12 protein-coding genes are annotated in these 14,620 nt (G+C 56.4%); 3 read left to right on the top strand and 9 right to left on the bottom strand.

The window, feature by feature from the left end:
* Positions 1 to 136 precede the first annotated feature (136 nt).
* The 8 genes from alaS to mltB all read right to left on the bottom strand — a co-directional run bounded on the left by alaS (position 137) and on the right by mltB (position 8,957).
* On the bottom strand, positions 137 to 2,764 hold the full coding sequence (alaS, locus tag G163CM_RS23275; RefSeq protein WP_231826439.1) for an alanine--tRNA ligase: 2,628 nt from the start codon (positions 2,762 to 2,764) through the stop codon (positions 137 to 139).
* 130 nt (positions 2,765 to 2,894) lie between these two features.
* Positions 2,895 to 3,395 (bottom strand): recombination regulator RecX, encoded by a 501-nt coding sequence (recX, locus tag G163CM_RS23270; protein ID WP_015963303.1) that lies wholly within the window; start codon positions 3,393 to 3,395, stop codon positions 2,895 to 2,897.
* Between the two features lie 70 nt (positions 3,396 to 3,465).
* Positions 3,466 to 4,530 carry a recombinase RecA gene (gene recA, locus G163CM_RS23265; protein WP_015963302.1) on the bottom strand — a complete coding sequence of 355 codons (1,065 nt, stop codon included), beginning with the start codon at positions 4,528 to 4,530 and terminating at the stop codon, positions 3,466 to 3,468.
* 80 nt (positions 4,531 to 4,610) lie between these two features.
* Positions 4,611 to 5,108: a nicotinamide-nucleotide amidase gene (gene pncC / locus G163CM_RS23260; protein WP_015963301.1), complete on the bottom strand. Its 498-nt coding sequence runs from the start codon at positions 5,106 to 5,108 to the stop codon at positions 4,611 to 4,613.
* Positions 5,109 to 5,245: 137 nt separating this feature from the next.
* Entirely contained in the window at positions 5,246 to 6,124 is an 879-nt protein-coding gene (locus G163CM_RS23255) for a metal ABC transporter substrate-binding protein (protein WP_231826438.1), read from the bottom strand.
* A gap of 9 nt (positions 6,125 to 6,133) precedes the next feature.
* Positions 6,134 to 6,997: a metal ABC transporter permease gene (locus G163CM_RS23250; RefSeq protein ID WP_231826437.1), complete on the bottom strand. Its 864-nt coding sequence runs from the start codon at positions 6,995 to 6,997 to the stop codon at positions 6,134 to 6,136.
* Positions 6,994 to 7,680, bottom strand: a complete 687-nt coding sequence (locus G163CM_RS23245; protein WP_231828417.1) for a metal ABC transporter ATP-binding protein — start codon at positions 7,678 to 7,680, stop codon at positions 6,994 to 6,996. Before G163CM_RS23245 ends, G163CM_RS23250 begins: the two co-directional genes overlap by 4 nt.
* 197 nt (positions 7,681 to 7,877) lie before the next feature.
* Complete coding sequence (mltB, locus tag G163CM_RS23240) at positions 7,878 to 8,957, bottom strand: lytic murein transglycosylase B (RefSeq protein WP_015963296.1); 1,080 nt, start codon at positions 8,955 to 8,957, stop codon at positions 7,878 to 7,880.
* A gap of 229 nt (positions 8,958 to 9,186) precedes the next feature.
* On the opposite strand from mltB, the gene gutQ reads away from it, so the two are divergent.
* Positions 9,187 to 10,161 carry an arabinose-5-phosphate isomerase GutQ gene (gutQ, locus tag G163CM_RS23235; protein ID WP_015963295.1) on the top strand — a complete coding sequence of 325 codons (975 nt, stop codon included), beginning with the start codon at positions 9,187 to 9,189 and terminating at the stop codon, positions 10,159 to 10,161.
* On the opposite strand, the gene norR is transcribed toward gutQ, so the two are convergent.
* On the bottom strand, positions 10,158 to 11,678 hold the full coding sequence (gene norR, locus G163CM_RS23230; protein WP_231826436.1) for a nitric oxide reductase transcriptional regulator NorR: 1,521 nt from the start codon (positions 11,676 to 11,678) through the stop codon (positions 10,158 to 10,160). The genes gutQ and norR overlap by 4 nt on opposite strands.
* Positions 11,679 to 11,864: 186 nt before the next feature.
* On the opposite strand from norR, the gene norV reads away from it, so the two are divergent.
* A complete protein-coding gene (norV, locus tag G163CM_RS23225) occupies positions 11,865 to 13,313 on the top strand; it encodes an anaerobic nitric oxide reductase flavorubredoxin (protein WP_231826435.1) in 1,449 nt (482 codons plus the stop codon).
* A complete protein-coding gene (gene norW, locus G163CM_RS23220) occupies positions 13,310 to 14,443 on the top strand; it encodes an NADH:flavorubredoxin reductase NorW (RefSeq protein ID WP_231826434.1) in 1,134 nt (377 codons plus the stop codon). Before norV ends, norW begins: the two co-directional genes overlap by 4 nt.
* Positions 14,444 to 14,620: the final 177 nt, after the last annotated feature.

Raw genomic sequence — 14,620 nt, 5'->3', positions numbered from 1 at the left:
GTCACGGCATCACATTCTGTTAAACGTAAGTTTAGCCGATATACATGACTTCAACCTGACTTTATCGTTATCAGTACTCCATATGCAAGGCGTCTTAACAATTAACGTTAAGACGCCCACACAGGATTTATTTTTGTTACAGCTTAGCGCCTACCCACTCTTTCACACTGGCCAACGCGGCTGGAAGCGCCGTCGCATCGGTACCACCGGCTTGCGCCATGTCCGGACGACCACCGCCTTTACCACCAACCTGTTGAGCCACCATACCGATAAGTTCACCTGCTTTGACACGGTCAGTGACATCCTTAGACACGCCCGCAATCAGAGAAACCTTATCGTCAGCCACGGTCGCCAGCACAATAATGGCGGAACCCAGCTGGTTTTTCAGATCGTCAACCATCGTACGCAGCATTTTCGGCTCAACGCCGGAAAGCTCGCTCACCAGCAGCTTAACGCCGTTGATGTTTTCTGCTTTGCTGGAAAGGTTTGCACTCTCCTGCGCTGCCGCCTGCTCTTTCAGCTGCTGCAGCTCTTTTTCGAGCTGACGGGTACGTTCCAGCACGGTACGCACTTTCTCCGTCAGGTTATGGCTATCGCCTTTCAGCAACTGGGCGATATCACCCAAGCGATCGCTTTCTGCATGCAGGCTGGCAATCGCGCCTTCACCGGTTACCGCTTCGATACGGCGAACACCCGCCGCCGTTCCGGATTCGGACACAATACGGAACAGACCGATGTCACCGGTGCGTGAAGCGTGAGTACCGCCGCACAGCTCGGTAGAGAAATCGCCCATGCTCAGCACGCGAACGCGGTCATCATATTTTTCGCCGAACAGCGCCATCGCGCCCTTCGCTTTTGCCGCGTCGAGATCCATTACGTTGGTCTCAACCGGCAGATTACGACGGATCTGGGCATTGACCAGATCTTCGACCGCACGAATCTCTTCTGGTTTCATCGCTTCGAAATGCGAGAAATCGAAACGAAGGACTTTGTCATTTACCAGAGAACCTTTCTGCGCCACATGCGTGCCCAGAATCTGGCGCAGCGCCGCGTGCATCAGGTGCGTAGCGGAGTGGTTCAGACGAATACGCGCACGACGCGCTTCGTCAACGTCGGCCTGCACCGCGTCGCCCACTTTCAGGGAACCCGCCGTCAATTTGCCGAGATGACCAATCGCCTGACCATATTTCTGCGTATCGTTCACGCTGAAACTAAAGCCCGCGCCTTTCAGCTCGCCTTTATCGCCAACCTGACCGCCAGATTCCGCATAGAACGGCGTCTGGTCCAGAATGACCACCGCTTCCTGACCGGCCGCTACGCTCTCAACCGCTTTACCGTCGATAAACAGCGCAGTCACTTTGCCGTTCAGTTCCAGATGATCGTAGCCTTTGAATTCTGACGCGCCATCAACGCGAATCATCGCGTTGTAGTCTGCGCCGAAACCGCTGGATTCACGCGCACGGCGGCGCTGTTCTTCCATCGCGGCTTCAAAGCCTGCTTCATCCACTTTCAGGCCACGTTCACGGCAAACGTCCGCCGTCAGGTCAACCGGGAAGCCGTAGGTGTCGTACAGACGGAAAGCGGTTTCGCCATCCAGCGTGTCGCCAGTCAGCTTAGACAACTCTTCGTCCAGCAGCGCCAGGCCGCGTTCCAGCGTACGGGCAAACTGCTCTTCTTCCGTTTTCAGTACCTGTTCAACCTGCGCCTGCTGGCGTTTCAGTTCTTCACCGGCAGAACCCATTACATCAATCAGCGGGCCAACCAGCTTATAGAAGAAGGTGTCTTTCGCGCCCAGCATGTTGCCGTGACGAATGGCGCGACGAATGATGCGACGCAGCACGTAGCCACGGTTTTCATTCGACGGCGTAACGCCATCTGCAATCAGGAACGCGCAAGAACGAATGTGGTCCGCAATAACGCGCAATGACTTGTTAGACAGGTCAGTCGCGCCGGTGACTTTAGCCACGGAATCAATCAGCTTACGGAACAGGTCAATTTCATAGTTAGAGTTGACGTGTTGCAGTACCGCAGTGATACGTTCCAGGCCCATACCGGTGTCGACAGACGGTTTTGGCAGCGGTTCCATGGTACCGTCAGCCTGACGGTTGAACTGCATGAAGACGATGTTCCAGATCTCAATGTAACGGTCGCCGTCTTCTTCAGGCGTTCCCGGAGGGCCACCCCAGATGTGGTCGCCGTGATCGTAGAAGATCTCGGTGCACGGGCCGCATGGGCCGGTATCGCCCATCTGCCAGAAGTTATCGGAAGCATACGGCGCGCCTTTATTGTCGCCGATGCGGATGATGCGCTCACGCGGGATTCCGACTTCTTTTTCCCAGATTTCGTAAGCTTCATCATCGGTTTCGTAAACGGTCACCCACAGACGCTCTTTCGGCAGAGCGAACCAGTTTTCACCGGTCAGCAATTCCCACGCGTACTGAATAGCGTCGTGTTTGAAGTAGTCGCCGAAGCTGAAGTTACCCAGCATTTCGAAGAAAGTGTGGTGACGCGCGGTGTAACCGACGTTTTCCAGATCGTTATGTTTACCACCCGCACGAACGCAACGCTGCGCAGTAGTTGCGCGAGAATAATTACGTTTGTCGAGACCAAGGAAAACATCCTTGAACTGGTTCATCCCGGCGTTGGTAAACAGCAGGGTCGGGTCGTTATTCGGCACCAGGGAGCTGCTGGCAACTACCTGATGTCCCTTGCTATGGAAAAAGTCGAGAAACGCCTGACGGATCTCAGCGGTGCTCTTGCTCATAATTATCCTGAAATCAAGCTAACGAATGGTCGCCGTCGTAGCAGGTCATTTGTTGTCCAACTTGCTACCAGACGGAAAAAGTGGGAATAAGATAAGTTTTCTTTAAAGGGAAGTAAAATCCCCCGTGCGGTCAATCGGCAAAATTTCGCCATATTTCCTGGATATCTTCCATCAAATAGCCGCGGTAAAGCAAAAAGCGCTGGATTTTCACTTTTTCGGCAAATGTGGTCGGTAACGGTTCACCATATTTCCGCTCCGCCTGGTCACGCGCCAGCATGCACCAGTCGATATCGCACTCGCGCATCGCCTGCTCAATGTCATTACGCGCAATGCCTTTCTGCCCGAGTTCCTGACGAATACGCGCCGGGCCGTAGCCTTTGCGGCTGCGGCTGGCGATAAACTGCTGCACAAATCGCAGATCATCGAGATAGCGATTCTCGTGACACCAGGCAATGACTTTCTCGACCTCTTCTTCCGGCGCATCGATGGGTTCGGGGCCGTTTTTGGTCATCACCGGGGCCGTCAGTTTGCGACGCAGCTCCTGTTCGCTGTGGTCACGCATCGCCAGAATACGAATGGCACGATCCAACAAACGCGCGTAGGCGGAGCGGCGTGGTGCGTTCTCGTTCATAACCCTCCCGGTCGTTTAAATGCAAAAAAGGGCTGCATCGGCAGCCCTTCTGTTTTCTGATGAGAGGTTATCAGAAATCTTCGTTGGTTTCTTTCGCGTGCGTGTCGTTTTCATCGACCACGAAATCCGGCGAAGAGTCCTGATTGCTGAGCAGCAGCTCGCGCACTTTCTTCTCGATTTCTTTCGCCGCAGCCGGGTTCTCTTTCAGCCAGGAGATAGCATTCGCTTTACCCTGACCAATTTTGTCGCCGTTGTAGCTGTACCAGGCGCCCGCTTTTTCGATCAGCTTCTCTTTCACGCCCAGGTCTACCAGCTCGCCCAGGAAGTTAATGCCTTCACCGTAGAGGATCTGGAATTCGGCCTGTTTGAACGGTGCGGCGATTTTGTTTTTCACCACTTTCACGCGGGTTTCACTACCGATGACGTTATCGCCCTCTTTCACCGCGCCGATACGACGGATGTCCAGACGAACGGACGCGTAGAATTTCAGCGCGTTACCGCCAGTGGTGGTTTCCGGGTTACCGAACATCACACCAATTTTCATACGGATCTGGTTGATGAAGATAAGCAGAGTGTTGGACTGTTTCAGGTTACCGGCCAGCTTACGCATCGCCTGGCTCATCATACGCGCCGCGAGGCCCATGTGAGAGTCACCGATTTCGCCTTCGATTTCCGCTTTCGGCGTCAGTGCCGCAACGGAGTCGACTACCAGCACGTCAACCGCACCAGAGCGCGCCAGCGCGTCACAGATTTCCAGCGCCTGTTCACCGGTGTCTGGCTGGGAGCACAGCAGGTTGTCGATATCAACGCCTAACTTACGTGCATAGACAGGGTCCAGCGCGTGCTCTGCATCGATAAAGGCACAGGTTTTGCCTTCACGCTGCGCCGCAGCAATAACCTGGAGGGTTAACGTCGTTTTACCGGACGATTCAGGCCCGTAGATTTCGACGATACGCCCCATCGGCAGACCGCCTGCACCCAGCGCGATATCCAGTGAAAGCGAACCGGTGGAGATGGTTTCCACGTCCATGGTGCGGTCTTCACCCAGGCGCATGATGGAGCCTTTGCCGAATTGCTTCTCAATTTGGCCCAGTGCTGCCGCCAACGCTTTCTGTTTGTTTTCGTCGATAGCCATTTTTACTCCTGTCATGCCGAGCAAGCCCGGGGAATGAATTCTGTTCTGTTGAAGCAATTATACTGTATGGTCATACAGTATCAAGTGTTTTGTAGAAATTGTTGCCAGAGCAGTTGCAAGGCAAATGCCGTGGCCTGTCGACGCACCGATTCCCGGTCGCCCGCAAAGCATTCACGCTGGGTGACGCCCTGCCCGGTCGCGCTTGCCACGCCAAACCACACGGTACCGACGGGCTTCTCATCGCTGCCGCCATCTGGCCCGGCGATGCCGCTGACCGATACCGCATAAGAGGCGCGCGCAGCCCGCAATGCGCCCACGGCCATTTCGACCACGACCGGTTCGCTGACCGCGCCATGCTGTTCCAGCGTCACCGCGCTGACGCCAATCATTTGTGATTTGGCTTCATTGCTATAGGTGACAAAGCCGCGCTCAAACCACGCGGAGCTTCCCGCGACATCGGTCAGGGTTTTGGCAATCCAGCCACCAGTGCAGGATTCTGCCGCGGTTACCGTTGCGCCCTGCGCTTTCAGCGCCTGCCCGACCTTTTCGCTCAGTTGAAATAATTCGCTGTCAGTCATCACCACTCCTGTCAGGTAGATATCTGTCGGACAAGATAGCACTTTCCCAACACAGATGGGGGCGAGGTGTCGATTTTACGAGGGGGGTTCAGAAAAAGCGGAAAATCCCCCGACTGAGAGCGGGGGGACATGATTCATTACTCCATGCTTTTCACAATAGTATCTACGTTATGCCGCACCATCTTCACATAGCTGTCCGCCACGCCGCCCGGCTTCGATAACGCTTCCGGATAAAGCTCGCCGCCTGCCTGCGCTCCGGTTGCGGACGCAATCTGCTTAACCAGTCGCGGGTCGAGCTGATTTTCCATAAACCAGGTGTGTACCCCATCGGCTTTGATTTGTTTAATCAATGCGCCTACCTCCGCCGCGTTCGCTTCGCTTTCTGATGACAGCCCCTGCGGCGAAAGGAAGTCCACCTGATACGCTTTGGCAAAATAGCCGAACGCATCGTGGCTGGTCAGCACCTTACGCTTCTCGCGCGGAATGGGGCTAAAACGCTGCTTGACCCAGCTATCGAGCGCCCGGAGATCATCCACATATTTCGCACCGCGGGCTTTAATTAGGCTGGCGTCCTGCGGGTCCGCTTTAGCGAGGCCCTCGGTAATGTTCTGCGCATAAATAACGCCGTTCGCCACGTTATTCCAGGCGTGTGGGTCCGTCACCGTTTGTCCATCCTCTTCCAGCGTTTGCGTGGCGACGCCCTGAGAGGCAACAACCAGTTTCCCTTTAAACCCGGACGCTTTGACTAATCGGTCAATCCATCCTTCCAGCCCCAGACCGTTCACCACCACCACATCCGCTTTACTCAGCAACGCGCTCTCTTTCGGCGATGGCTCAAAAGTATGCGGATCGCCGTCCGGCCCCACCAGCGTCGTTACCTTCACCGCATCGCCGCCAACCTGCTGCGTGATATCGCCCAGCACCGAAAAACTGGTGACGACATTGAGCGTTTTCGCCATTGCGCCCTGCGCGATTAACCCCAACGCCAGCGCCAAAATAACCCTCTTCATTTTCATAGCATCCCCTCAGTTAAAAAGCGCCCGCAGGCGATAGGCCAGCCTGCTGCGCGTGCCAAAAATTAGTGAAAAAAGAAAAACCAGGCTGGCGGTCAGTACAATAGCCGGCCCGGTAGGCAGACTCGCCGCCCACGACAGGCTCAGCCCTATCCAGGCGCAAAGTACGCCGCAAAGCCCCGCCAGCCCGAGCATGGTTGGCAGCGTTTGCGCCCAGCAGCGGGCCGCTATCGCGGGCAGCATCATCACGCCCACCGCCATCAACGTACCCAGCACCTGAAACCCGGCCACCAGATTCAGCACCAGCAGCGCGAGGAACAATCCGTGCAGCGCTGAGGGCAGCCAGCGTGCATTCACCTGTAGCCAACTGCTGTCGAACGCTTCAACCACCAGGCCGCGATAGCACACCGCCAGCGCGATCAGCGTGATGCTGGCCACCAGCGCGACAAACAGTGCAGACGGCCCATCCACCGCCAGAATCGAACCGAACAGCAGATGCAGCAGATCGACGTTTGAGCCGCGCAGCGACACCAGCGTTACGCCCAGCGCCAGAGAGCCCAGATAAAATCCGGCAAAGCTGGCATCTTCTTTCAGAAGCGTGCGGCGACTTACCCACCCCGCCCCCAGCGCCACGGCGATCCCTGCCACGAAACCGCCGATCGTCATTGCCAGCAATGACATTCCATTCATTAAATAGCCCACAGCAACACCGGGAAGAATGGCGTGCGACAGCGCATCGCCCATTAAGCTCATTCGCCGCAACAGGAGAAATACGCCGAGCAGCGTCGTGCTGAGTGAAAGCGCGAGGCACACCATCAGCGCGCGGCGCATAAAACCAAATTCGATAAACGGTTGAAAAAAGGTGTGCCAGATCATGCTGACCTCGCGGGTAACATCGGGGATATTGCGCGCACGCCGCCCAGCTCAAGCACCTGTGGAAAAAAGCGCGCCACTTTTTCGCTGTCATGCAGGACCGCCAGTACCGTTTGCCCGTGCCGCTGCATATCAAGGATGAGCGACATCAGCATCTCCGTTGTCGTTTCATCGACGCCGGTAAAGGGTTCATCCAGCATCACCAGCGGGGCCTGCTGAACGAGGATGCGAGCAAAAAGCATGCGCTGAAACTGGCCACCGGATAAGCTGGCAATCGGTGTTTTCGCCAGTGAAATCAACCCTACCCTTTCCAGCGCGTCAGCTACGCGTCGGCGCACCACCCGATCAATGCCGAAGCACAATGAGATGCGCGGCCACGCGCCCTGACACACGACGTCCTGCACCGTTAAGGGAAATTGCTGATCCATCAGCTGTCGCTGCGCCAGCCAACCAATAACCGGGCGTCGCGTCTGCCAGTGCACACGCCCACTGACAGGAGGAATAAATCCGGCGAGGGTTTTTAGCAGCGTCGATTTACCGCAACCATTCTCACCGACGATAGCCATCAGGCTGCCACGCGTAATGCGTCCATCGACGGGCGGCGCAATCGCCTCGCCGTCATAGCCGACACAAAGGTTGTTCAGAACAATCATGGCAGCGATACCGCCCACCAGGCGACCAGCCAGATAAACGCCAGCAGCACACAAACGGCTGCCAGCCGCCTCAGGCTGGAGAGAGAAAAAAGCGAAGATGACATCAACAGCACCCCAATCATTATGTTATAACATAACAATAAACAGCGAGCAGATGAATGTAAATCCTTGTCAGCGCCTGAGGGTGTATCGAAATGTAAATCCCCTCCCGAACGGGAGGGGAAGCGGGATTACTGAACGCGAGCCAGCGCGACGGCCTGACCAAGCTGCCAGACAGCCATCGCATAGTGCGTGCTGTGGTTGTAGCGGGTGATGGTGTAGAAGTTCGGCAAGCCGTACCAGTACTGATAACCGGTGCCGACATCCAGACGCAGCAGGCTGGCCTGCTGATGGTTACCCAGTGAATTCATCGGCGTCAGACCTGCGGCAGCAAGCTGCGACACGCTGTATTTGGTTTTAAAGCCGTTTTCCAGCCCCGGCGCCTGGCCCATCGCCTGCACCGCCACCTGGTCGCCCTTCACCCAACCGTGCTGTTTAAAGTAGTTCGCCACGCTGCCGATGGCATCTTCCGGATCCCACAGGTTGATGTGGCCGTCGCCATTAAAATCAACAGCATACTGTTTGTAAGAGGACGGCATAAACTGGCCGTAACCCATTGCGCCTGCGAAGGAACCTTTCAGATCCAGCGGGTCATCGCTTTCATCACGCGCCATCAGCAGGAAGGTTTCCAGCTCGCCGGAGAAATACTCCGCGCGGCGCGGGTAGTTAAAGGAGAGCGTCGCCAGCGCATCGAGGATACGGGTTTTGCCCATCACGCGGCCCCAGCGGGTTTCAACGCCAATAATACCGACGATAATTTCCGGCGGCACGCCGTACACCTGCCATGCGCGTTTCAGCGCCGCTTCATGTTGATTCCAGAACGCCACGCCGTTTTGAACGTTGTCCGGAGTAATAAACTGTTTGCGATAACGCAGCCACGCACCGTTTGGCCCACTCGGCGGCAGGCCGGTCGGTGCCTGGCGATCCATCAGACGCAGTACGTAATCAAGACGCTTCGCCTGGGAGAGAATTTCGTGCAGCTGTTGTCGATCAAAGCCGTGCTTGCTCACCATCTTATCGATGAACTGCTCTGCCGCCGGGTTATTGGCGAAATCACCGGTTGGGATCAGCGCATTGTGCTGCGGCTCCAGCAGGAAGCCGCCGGATGGCGTGCCAGCCGTTGCCGGTGCGGCGGCGGTTTTCGGTTTGCTGCTACAGGCAGCGAGCAGGACACACAGGGGGAGTAAGGCGATATAACGACGCTTCAACATGGGACATCCATTTAACAATATCGGCAAGAGGTAATTATGGTAAAGCAATCGCAACGCCTCAAGGAAGCGCCTTCACGTATCGCAGAGAAAAAACTTCGCCCTAAGCGAAACGCCCAGACCTTGATCGCGCTATTGGTATTGGGGGCACGAAATCAGTACCCTTACGCCGCACGTCGGTGAACGCCGATCCCTACACCTATGACATACAAAAATGACAGGATGCAACGCCATGATTGCGGATAACAATTTTTTACTGGAAGCGGGCCGTCAAACGCTGATGCTGGAACTTCAGGAAGCTAGTCAGCTGCCGGACCGCCTGGGTGATGACTTTATCAAAGCCGCCGAAGCCATCATTAATTGCAAAGGCAAACTGATTGTTTCCGGTATCGGTAAATCGGGCCATATCGGTAAAAAACTCGCCGCAACCTTCGCCAGCACCGGTACACCCGCGTTCTTTGTTCATCCGGCAGAGGCGCTGCACGGCGATCTCGGTATGGTAGAAAGTCAGGATGTGATGCTCTTTATCTCCTACTCCGGCGGCGCGAAAGAGCTGGATCTCATCATCCCGCGTCTGGAAGAAAAATCCGTTGTTCTGCTGGCGATGACCGGAAAATCCCACTCGCCGTTGGGGTTAGCGGCAAAAGCGGTGCTGGATATTTCCGTCGAGCGCGAAGCCTGCCCGATGCGTCTGGCCCCCACGTCCAGCACCGTGAATACGCTGATGATGGGCGATGCGCTGGCGATGGCCGTGATGCAGGCGCGCGGTTTCAATGAGGAAGATTTTGCCCGTTCGCATCCGGCTGGCGCGCTGGGCGCACGCTTACTGAATAAAGTACATCATCTGATGCGCCGCGATACCGAGGTGCCGCAGGTGAGCATCCACGCCAGTATCATGGATGCGATGCTTGAACTGAGCCGCACCGGGCTGGGCCTGGTTGCCGTATGCGATGAGCAGCTACAGGTGAAAGGCGTGTTTACCGACGGTGACCTGCGCCGCTGGCTGGTTGGCGGCGGCGCGCTGGCGGATAACGTGAGCCTGGCGATGACGGTGAACGGCACCACGCTGAATGCCCAGAGCCGCGCCATTGATGCCAAAGAACAACTGATGAAGAAAAAAATCAGCGCCGCACCGGTGGTGGATGACCACGGCCAACTGGTTGGCGCGATCAACCTGCAAAACTTTTATCAGGCCGGAATTCTTTAATCCTTCATTCCCAGACGTTTCGCCAGCCGATGCAGGTTGGCGACGTCTGTCTCCAGCGCCCGCGCGCTGGCCGCCCAGTTATTGTTGTTTTGCGACAGCGCCTGACGGATCATCTCACGCTGGAAATGTTCGGTCGCGTCACGCAGGTTGTGACACGCGGGTAACGCTGGCGCTTCACTTTCCTGAACGGGCGCAACCACGCTCTCTTCAAACGCAAAATGCTGCGCTTCCAGAATCACTTCGCCACCGCTGCGCGTTGCGCGCGCCAGCACCACCGCGCGATGCACGGCATGTTCCAGCTCACGCACGTTGCCCGGCCAGCCATAACTCAGCAAATGCGCCCTCGCCCCGGAGCTTAAAATCACGCGGGACAGCCCAAGACGCAATCGACACTGTTCGCAGAAATAGCCCGCCAGCAGCACCACGTCATCACCACGTTCACGCAGCGGTGGTACGGAAAGTGGGAAGACGCTCAGGCGATGGAACAGATCGGCACGAAAACGTCCGGCCAGCACCTCTTCGCGCAGGTCGCGGTTGGTCGCCGCCAGCACGCGCACATCGACCCGCAGGCTACGGTCATCGCCGACGCGCTGAATATCGCCATACTGCAACACGCGCAGCAGCTTGGCCTGCAACGCCAGCGACAGCTCGCCAATTTCATCGAGGAACAGCGTACCGTTATCGGCCATTTCAAACTTACCGCTACGGTTGCTGATTGCCCCGGTAAACGCACCTTTCACGTGGCCGAATAGTTCACTTTCCGCCACGCTTTCGGGCAGCGCCGCACAGTTGAGATAGACCAGCGGGTTAGCCGCACGCGGAGAACCCTCATGAATCGATTTCGCCACCAGCTCTTTCCCGGTGCCCGTTTCACCGCTGATCAGTACGTTGAGATCGGACGCCGCGACGATTTCTATCTCTTTTTTCAACTGCATCATGTTCGGCGACAGGCCAATCATGTCGGTATTGGCCACCGGCTCAAACGCGGCGGGCGCGCCTGGCAGCATATTCTGGCTTTCAAGCTGTTCAATCAACAGCGCGTTGCTCAGCGCTCCGGCGGCCAGCGCGGATATCAGTCGCAGCTCTTCATCGCTGAAAACATCAAACTGCTCCGGCTCCATCGCATCGAGCGTCAACGCGCCAATCAGGTTTTGCCCGGCAAACAGCGGCAGGCCGACGCAGGCATGCACTTTCAGGCTCTCCTGGCCGGGGATTAGCCCATCGTAGGGATCGGGCAAATCGCTGTCTGCGGGGAAACGGACGACATCACCGGCGCGGGCGATAGCTTCCAGCCGCGGGTGCCCTTCCAGGGTAAAGCGACGCCCCAGCACATCCTGCGCCAGTCCGTCGATTGCCAGCGGGATAAATTGCCGCGCATCGTAGCGCAGCAGCGCCGAAGCATCGCACTCCAGCACCTGACGCAGGGTGGTGATTAAGCGCTGAAAGCGGTCCTGATGCCCAACCCCGCTTTGCAACTGGATGGCGATACCCGCCAGCACGTCGACCGAAAAACTCATGATGACCTCATTGTCTTTTTGACAATGCATATTGTCATATTGACAGTATTAGTAACAGTCATTTTGACAACAAAAATGCACGGTAAATTATTAAAAACATATAAAACAATAAGTTATAAAGTTGGCACGCAACCTGCAATAAGCAATACATCTTTTTTAAAAACACTGCATTTGATTGAGGTTGCTATGTCTATTCTGGTTAAAAATAACATTCATTGGGTTGGCCAACGGGACTGGGAAGTGCGTGATTTTCACGGTACCGAATACAAAACGCTGCGCGGTAGCAGCTACAACAGCTATCTGATCCGTGAAGGTAAAAATGTCCTGATCGACACCGTTGACCATAAATTCAGCCGCGAATTCGTGCAGAACCTGCGCAGCGAAATCGACCTGAACGACATCGATTACATTATTATCAACCACGCAGAAGAAGACCACGCCGGTGCGCTGACCGAGCTGATGTCTTACATCCCGAACACGCCCATTTACTGCACTACCAACGCCATTGATTCCATCAACGGCCACCACCACCATCCGGAATGGAATTTCCATACGGTGAAAACCGGCGACAGCCTGGACATCGGTAACGGCAAACAATTGATCTTCGTTGAAACCCCGATGCTGCACTGGCCGGACAGCATGATGACCTACATGACTGGCGACGCGGTTCTGTTCAGTAACGACGCCTTCGGCCAGCACTATTGCGACGAACGTCTGTTCAACGACGAAGTGGATCAGACCGAACTGTTTGAACAGTGCCAGCGCTACTACGCCAATATCCTGACGCCGTTTAGCCGCCTGGTAACGCCAAAAATCACCGAGATCCTCGGCTTCAACCTGCCGGTCGATATGATTGCCACCTCCCACGGGGTGGTATGGCGTGACAATCCAACGCAAATCGTTGAACTGTATCTGAAATGGGCGGCCGATTATCAGGAAGACCGCATCACTATTTTCTACGACACCATGTCGAACAACACCCGCATGATGGCGGACGCGATTGCTCAGGGCATCAACGAAGTTGACCCACGCGTGGCGGTGAAAATCTTCAACGTCGCCCGCAGCGATAAAAACGAAATCCTGACCAATGTTTTCCGTTCTAAAGGCGTGCTGGTCGGTACTTCAACCATGAACAACGTGATGATGCCGAAAATTGCCGGCCTGGTAGAAGAGCTGACGGGCCTGCGTTTCCGTAACAAACGCGCCAGCGCGTTCGGTTCACACGGCTGGAGCGGCGGCGCGGTTGACCGTCTTTCTACCCGCCTTCAGGATGCCGGTTTTGAAATGTCGCTGAGCCTGAAAGCCAAATGGCGCCCGGACTTCGACGCGCTGGAAGTGTGTCGCGAACACGGTCGGGAAATCGCCCGCCAGTGGGCGCTTGCGCCGCTGCCAGAGGTGAGCGCCAAAGCGACAACCGCGCAGGAAGAGTGCGCCTGTGCCGCAGCGGCAGCCGCCGATCTCGGCCCAAGCATGCAGTGCAGCGTCTGCCAGTGGATTTACGATCCGGCAAAAGGCGAGCCGAACCAGGATGTTCAGCCAGGTACGCCGTGGAGCGACGTGCCAGACAACTTCCTGTGCCCGGAATGTTCACTGGGTAAAGACGTCTTCGACGTACTGGCCACGGAGGCAAAATGAATAATGGCATCGTGATCATCGGGTCGGGCTTCGCGGCCCGCCAGTTGGTGAAAAACATTCGCAAACAGGATGCTGCCGTGCCGCTGACGTTAATTGCCGCCGACAGCATTGATGAGTACAACAAGCCGGATCTCAGCCACGTCGTCAGCCGGGGGCAAACCGCCGCCGACCTGACGCTGCAAACCGCGGGCGAGTTTGCCGAGCAGTACAACCTGAATCTCTTTCCGCAAACCTGGGTGAGCGACATCGACGCGCAGGCCAAAGTGGTGAAAAGTCAGGACAGAGAGTGGCATTACGACAAACTGGTGCTGGCCACAGGCGCATCAACCATTGTACCGCCGGTCCCCGGAAAAGAGCTGATGCTGACCCTCAACAGCCAGCAGGAATTCGGGGCCGCGCAGAGTACCCTGCGTGATGCGCAGCGCGTACTGATTATCGGCGGCGGGCTGATTGGCAGCGAGCTGGCGATGGACTTCAGCCGCGCAGGTAAAGCGGTGACGGTGGTGGATAACTCCGCCTGCATTCTGGCGTCACTGATGCCGCCGGAAGTGAGCAGCCGCCTGCAACATCGCCTGACCGACATGGGCGTGCATCTGCTGCTGAAAACTCAGTTACAGTCGCTGGCGAAAACGACAACCGGGATTGTGGCGCAGTTTGACCGTAATCGTCAGGTTGAAGTAGACGCGGTCGTCGCCGCCACCGGCTTGCGCCCGGAAACTGCGCTGGCCCGTCGCGCGGGTGTGGAGATCAATCGCGGCGTGAAGGTCAACAGCGCGATGCAGACCAGTAACCCGGATATCTATGCGCTGGGCGACTGTGCGGAAATCAACGGCGCCGTGCTGCCGTTCCTGCAACCGATTCTGTTGAGTGCGATGTGTCTGGCGAAGAATCTGCTCGGCCAGAATGGCGAGTTGAAGCTGCCGCATATGCTGGTGAAGGTGAAAACGCCGGATCTGCCGCTGCATCTGGCGGGGGAAACGCGCCGTCAGGATCTGGACTGGACCATCGCCACCAGCGCGCAGGGCATGCTTGCCCAGGGCTATGACGACAGCCAGCAGCTTCGCGCTTTTGTGGTGAGTGAAGAGAGAATGAAGGAGGCGTTTAGCCTGTTGAAATTATTGCCGAACTGATTTGCTACGCCATTGCTGAACTTAACCTTGCTCGCGAATGTTGCAGAGCCCTTATGAACCTCAGATACATGGACGTATCGCGTCTGATTTTTGCCCCGGTCGCCGGGGCTTTTTTTTGGCTCCGTGCGCACATTTTTGTCGGGTGGCGGCTACGCCTTACCCGACCTACCTATTTGC

It is taken from the genome of Pseudocitrobacter corydidari (assembly GCF_021172065.1).
Lineage (GTDB): Bacteria > Pseudomonadota > Gammaproteobacteria > Enterobacterales > Enterobacteriaceae > Pseudocitrobacter > Pseudocitrobacter corydidari.
This window is presented reverse-complemented; position numbering and strand designations above follow the sequence as displayed.

Bases quoted from the DNA above. Each gene is read 5' to 3' on its own strand.
- alaS (WP_231826439.1), bottom strand. From the start codon at position 2,764: ATGAGCAAGAGCACCGCTGAGATCCGTCAGGCGTTTCTCGACTTTTTC.
- recX (WP_015963303.1), bottom strand. From the start codon at position 3,395: ATGAACGAGAACGCACCACGCCGCTCCGCCTACGCGCGTTTGTTGGAT.
- recA (WP_015963302.1), bottom strand. From the start codon at position 4,530: ATGGCTATCGACGAAAACAAACAGAAAGCGTTGGCGGCAGCACTGGGC.
- pncC (WP_015963301.1), bottom strand. From the start codon at position 5,108: ATGACTGACAGCGAATTATTTCAACTGAGCGAAAAGGTCGGGCAGGCG.
- G163CM_RS23255 (WP_231826438.1), bottom strand. From the start codon at position 6,124: ATGAAAATGAAGAGGGTTATTTTGGCGCTGGCGTTGGGGTTAATCGCG.
- G163CM_RS23250 (WP_231826437.1), bottom strand. From the start codon at position 6,997: ATGATCTGGCACACCTTTTTTCAACCGTTTATCGAATTTGGTTTTATG.
- mltB (WP_015963296.1), bottom strand. From the start codon at position 8,957: ATGTTGAAGCGTCGTTATATCGCCTTACTCCCCCTGTGTGTCCTGCTC.
- gutQ (WP_015963295.1), top strand. From the start codon at position 9,187: ATGATTGCGGATAACAATTTTTTACTGGAAGCGGGCCGTCAAACGCTG.
- norR (WP_231826436.1), bottom strand. From the start codon at position 11,678: ATGAGTTTTTCGGTCGACGTGCTGGCGGGTATCGCCATCCAGTTGCAA.
- norV (WP_231826435.1), top strand. From the start codon at position 11,865: ATGTCTATTCTGGTTAAAAATAACATTCATTGGGTTGGCCAACGGGAC.
- norW (WP_231826434.1), top strand. From the start codon at position 13,310: ATGAATAATGGCATCGTGATCATCGGGTCGGGCTTCGCGGCCCGCCAG.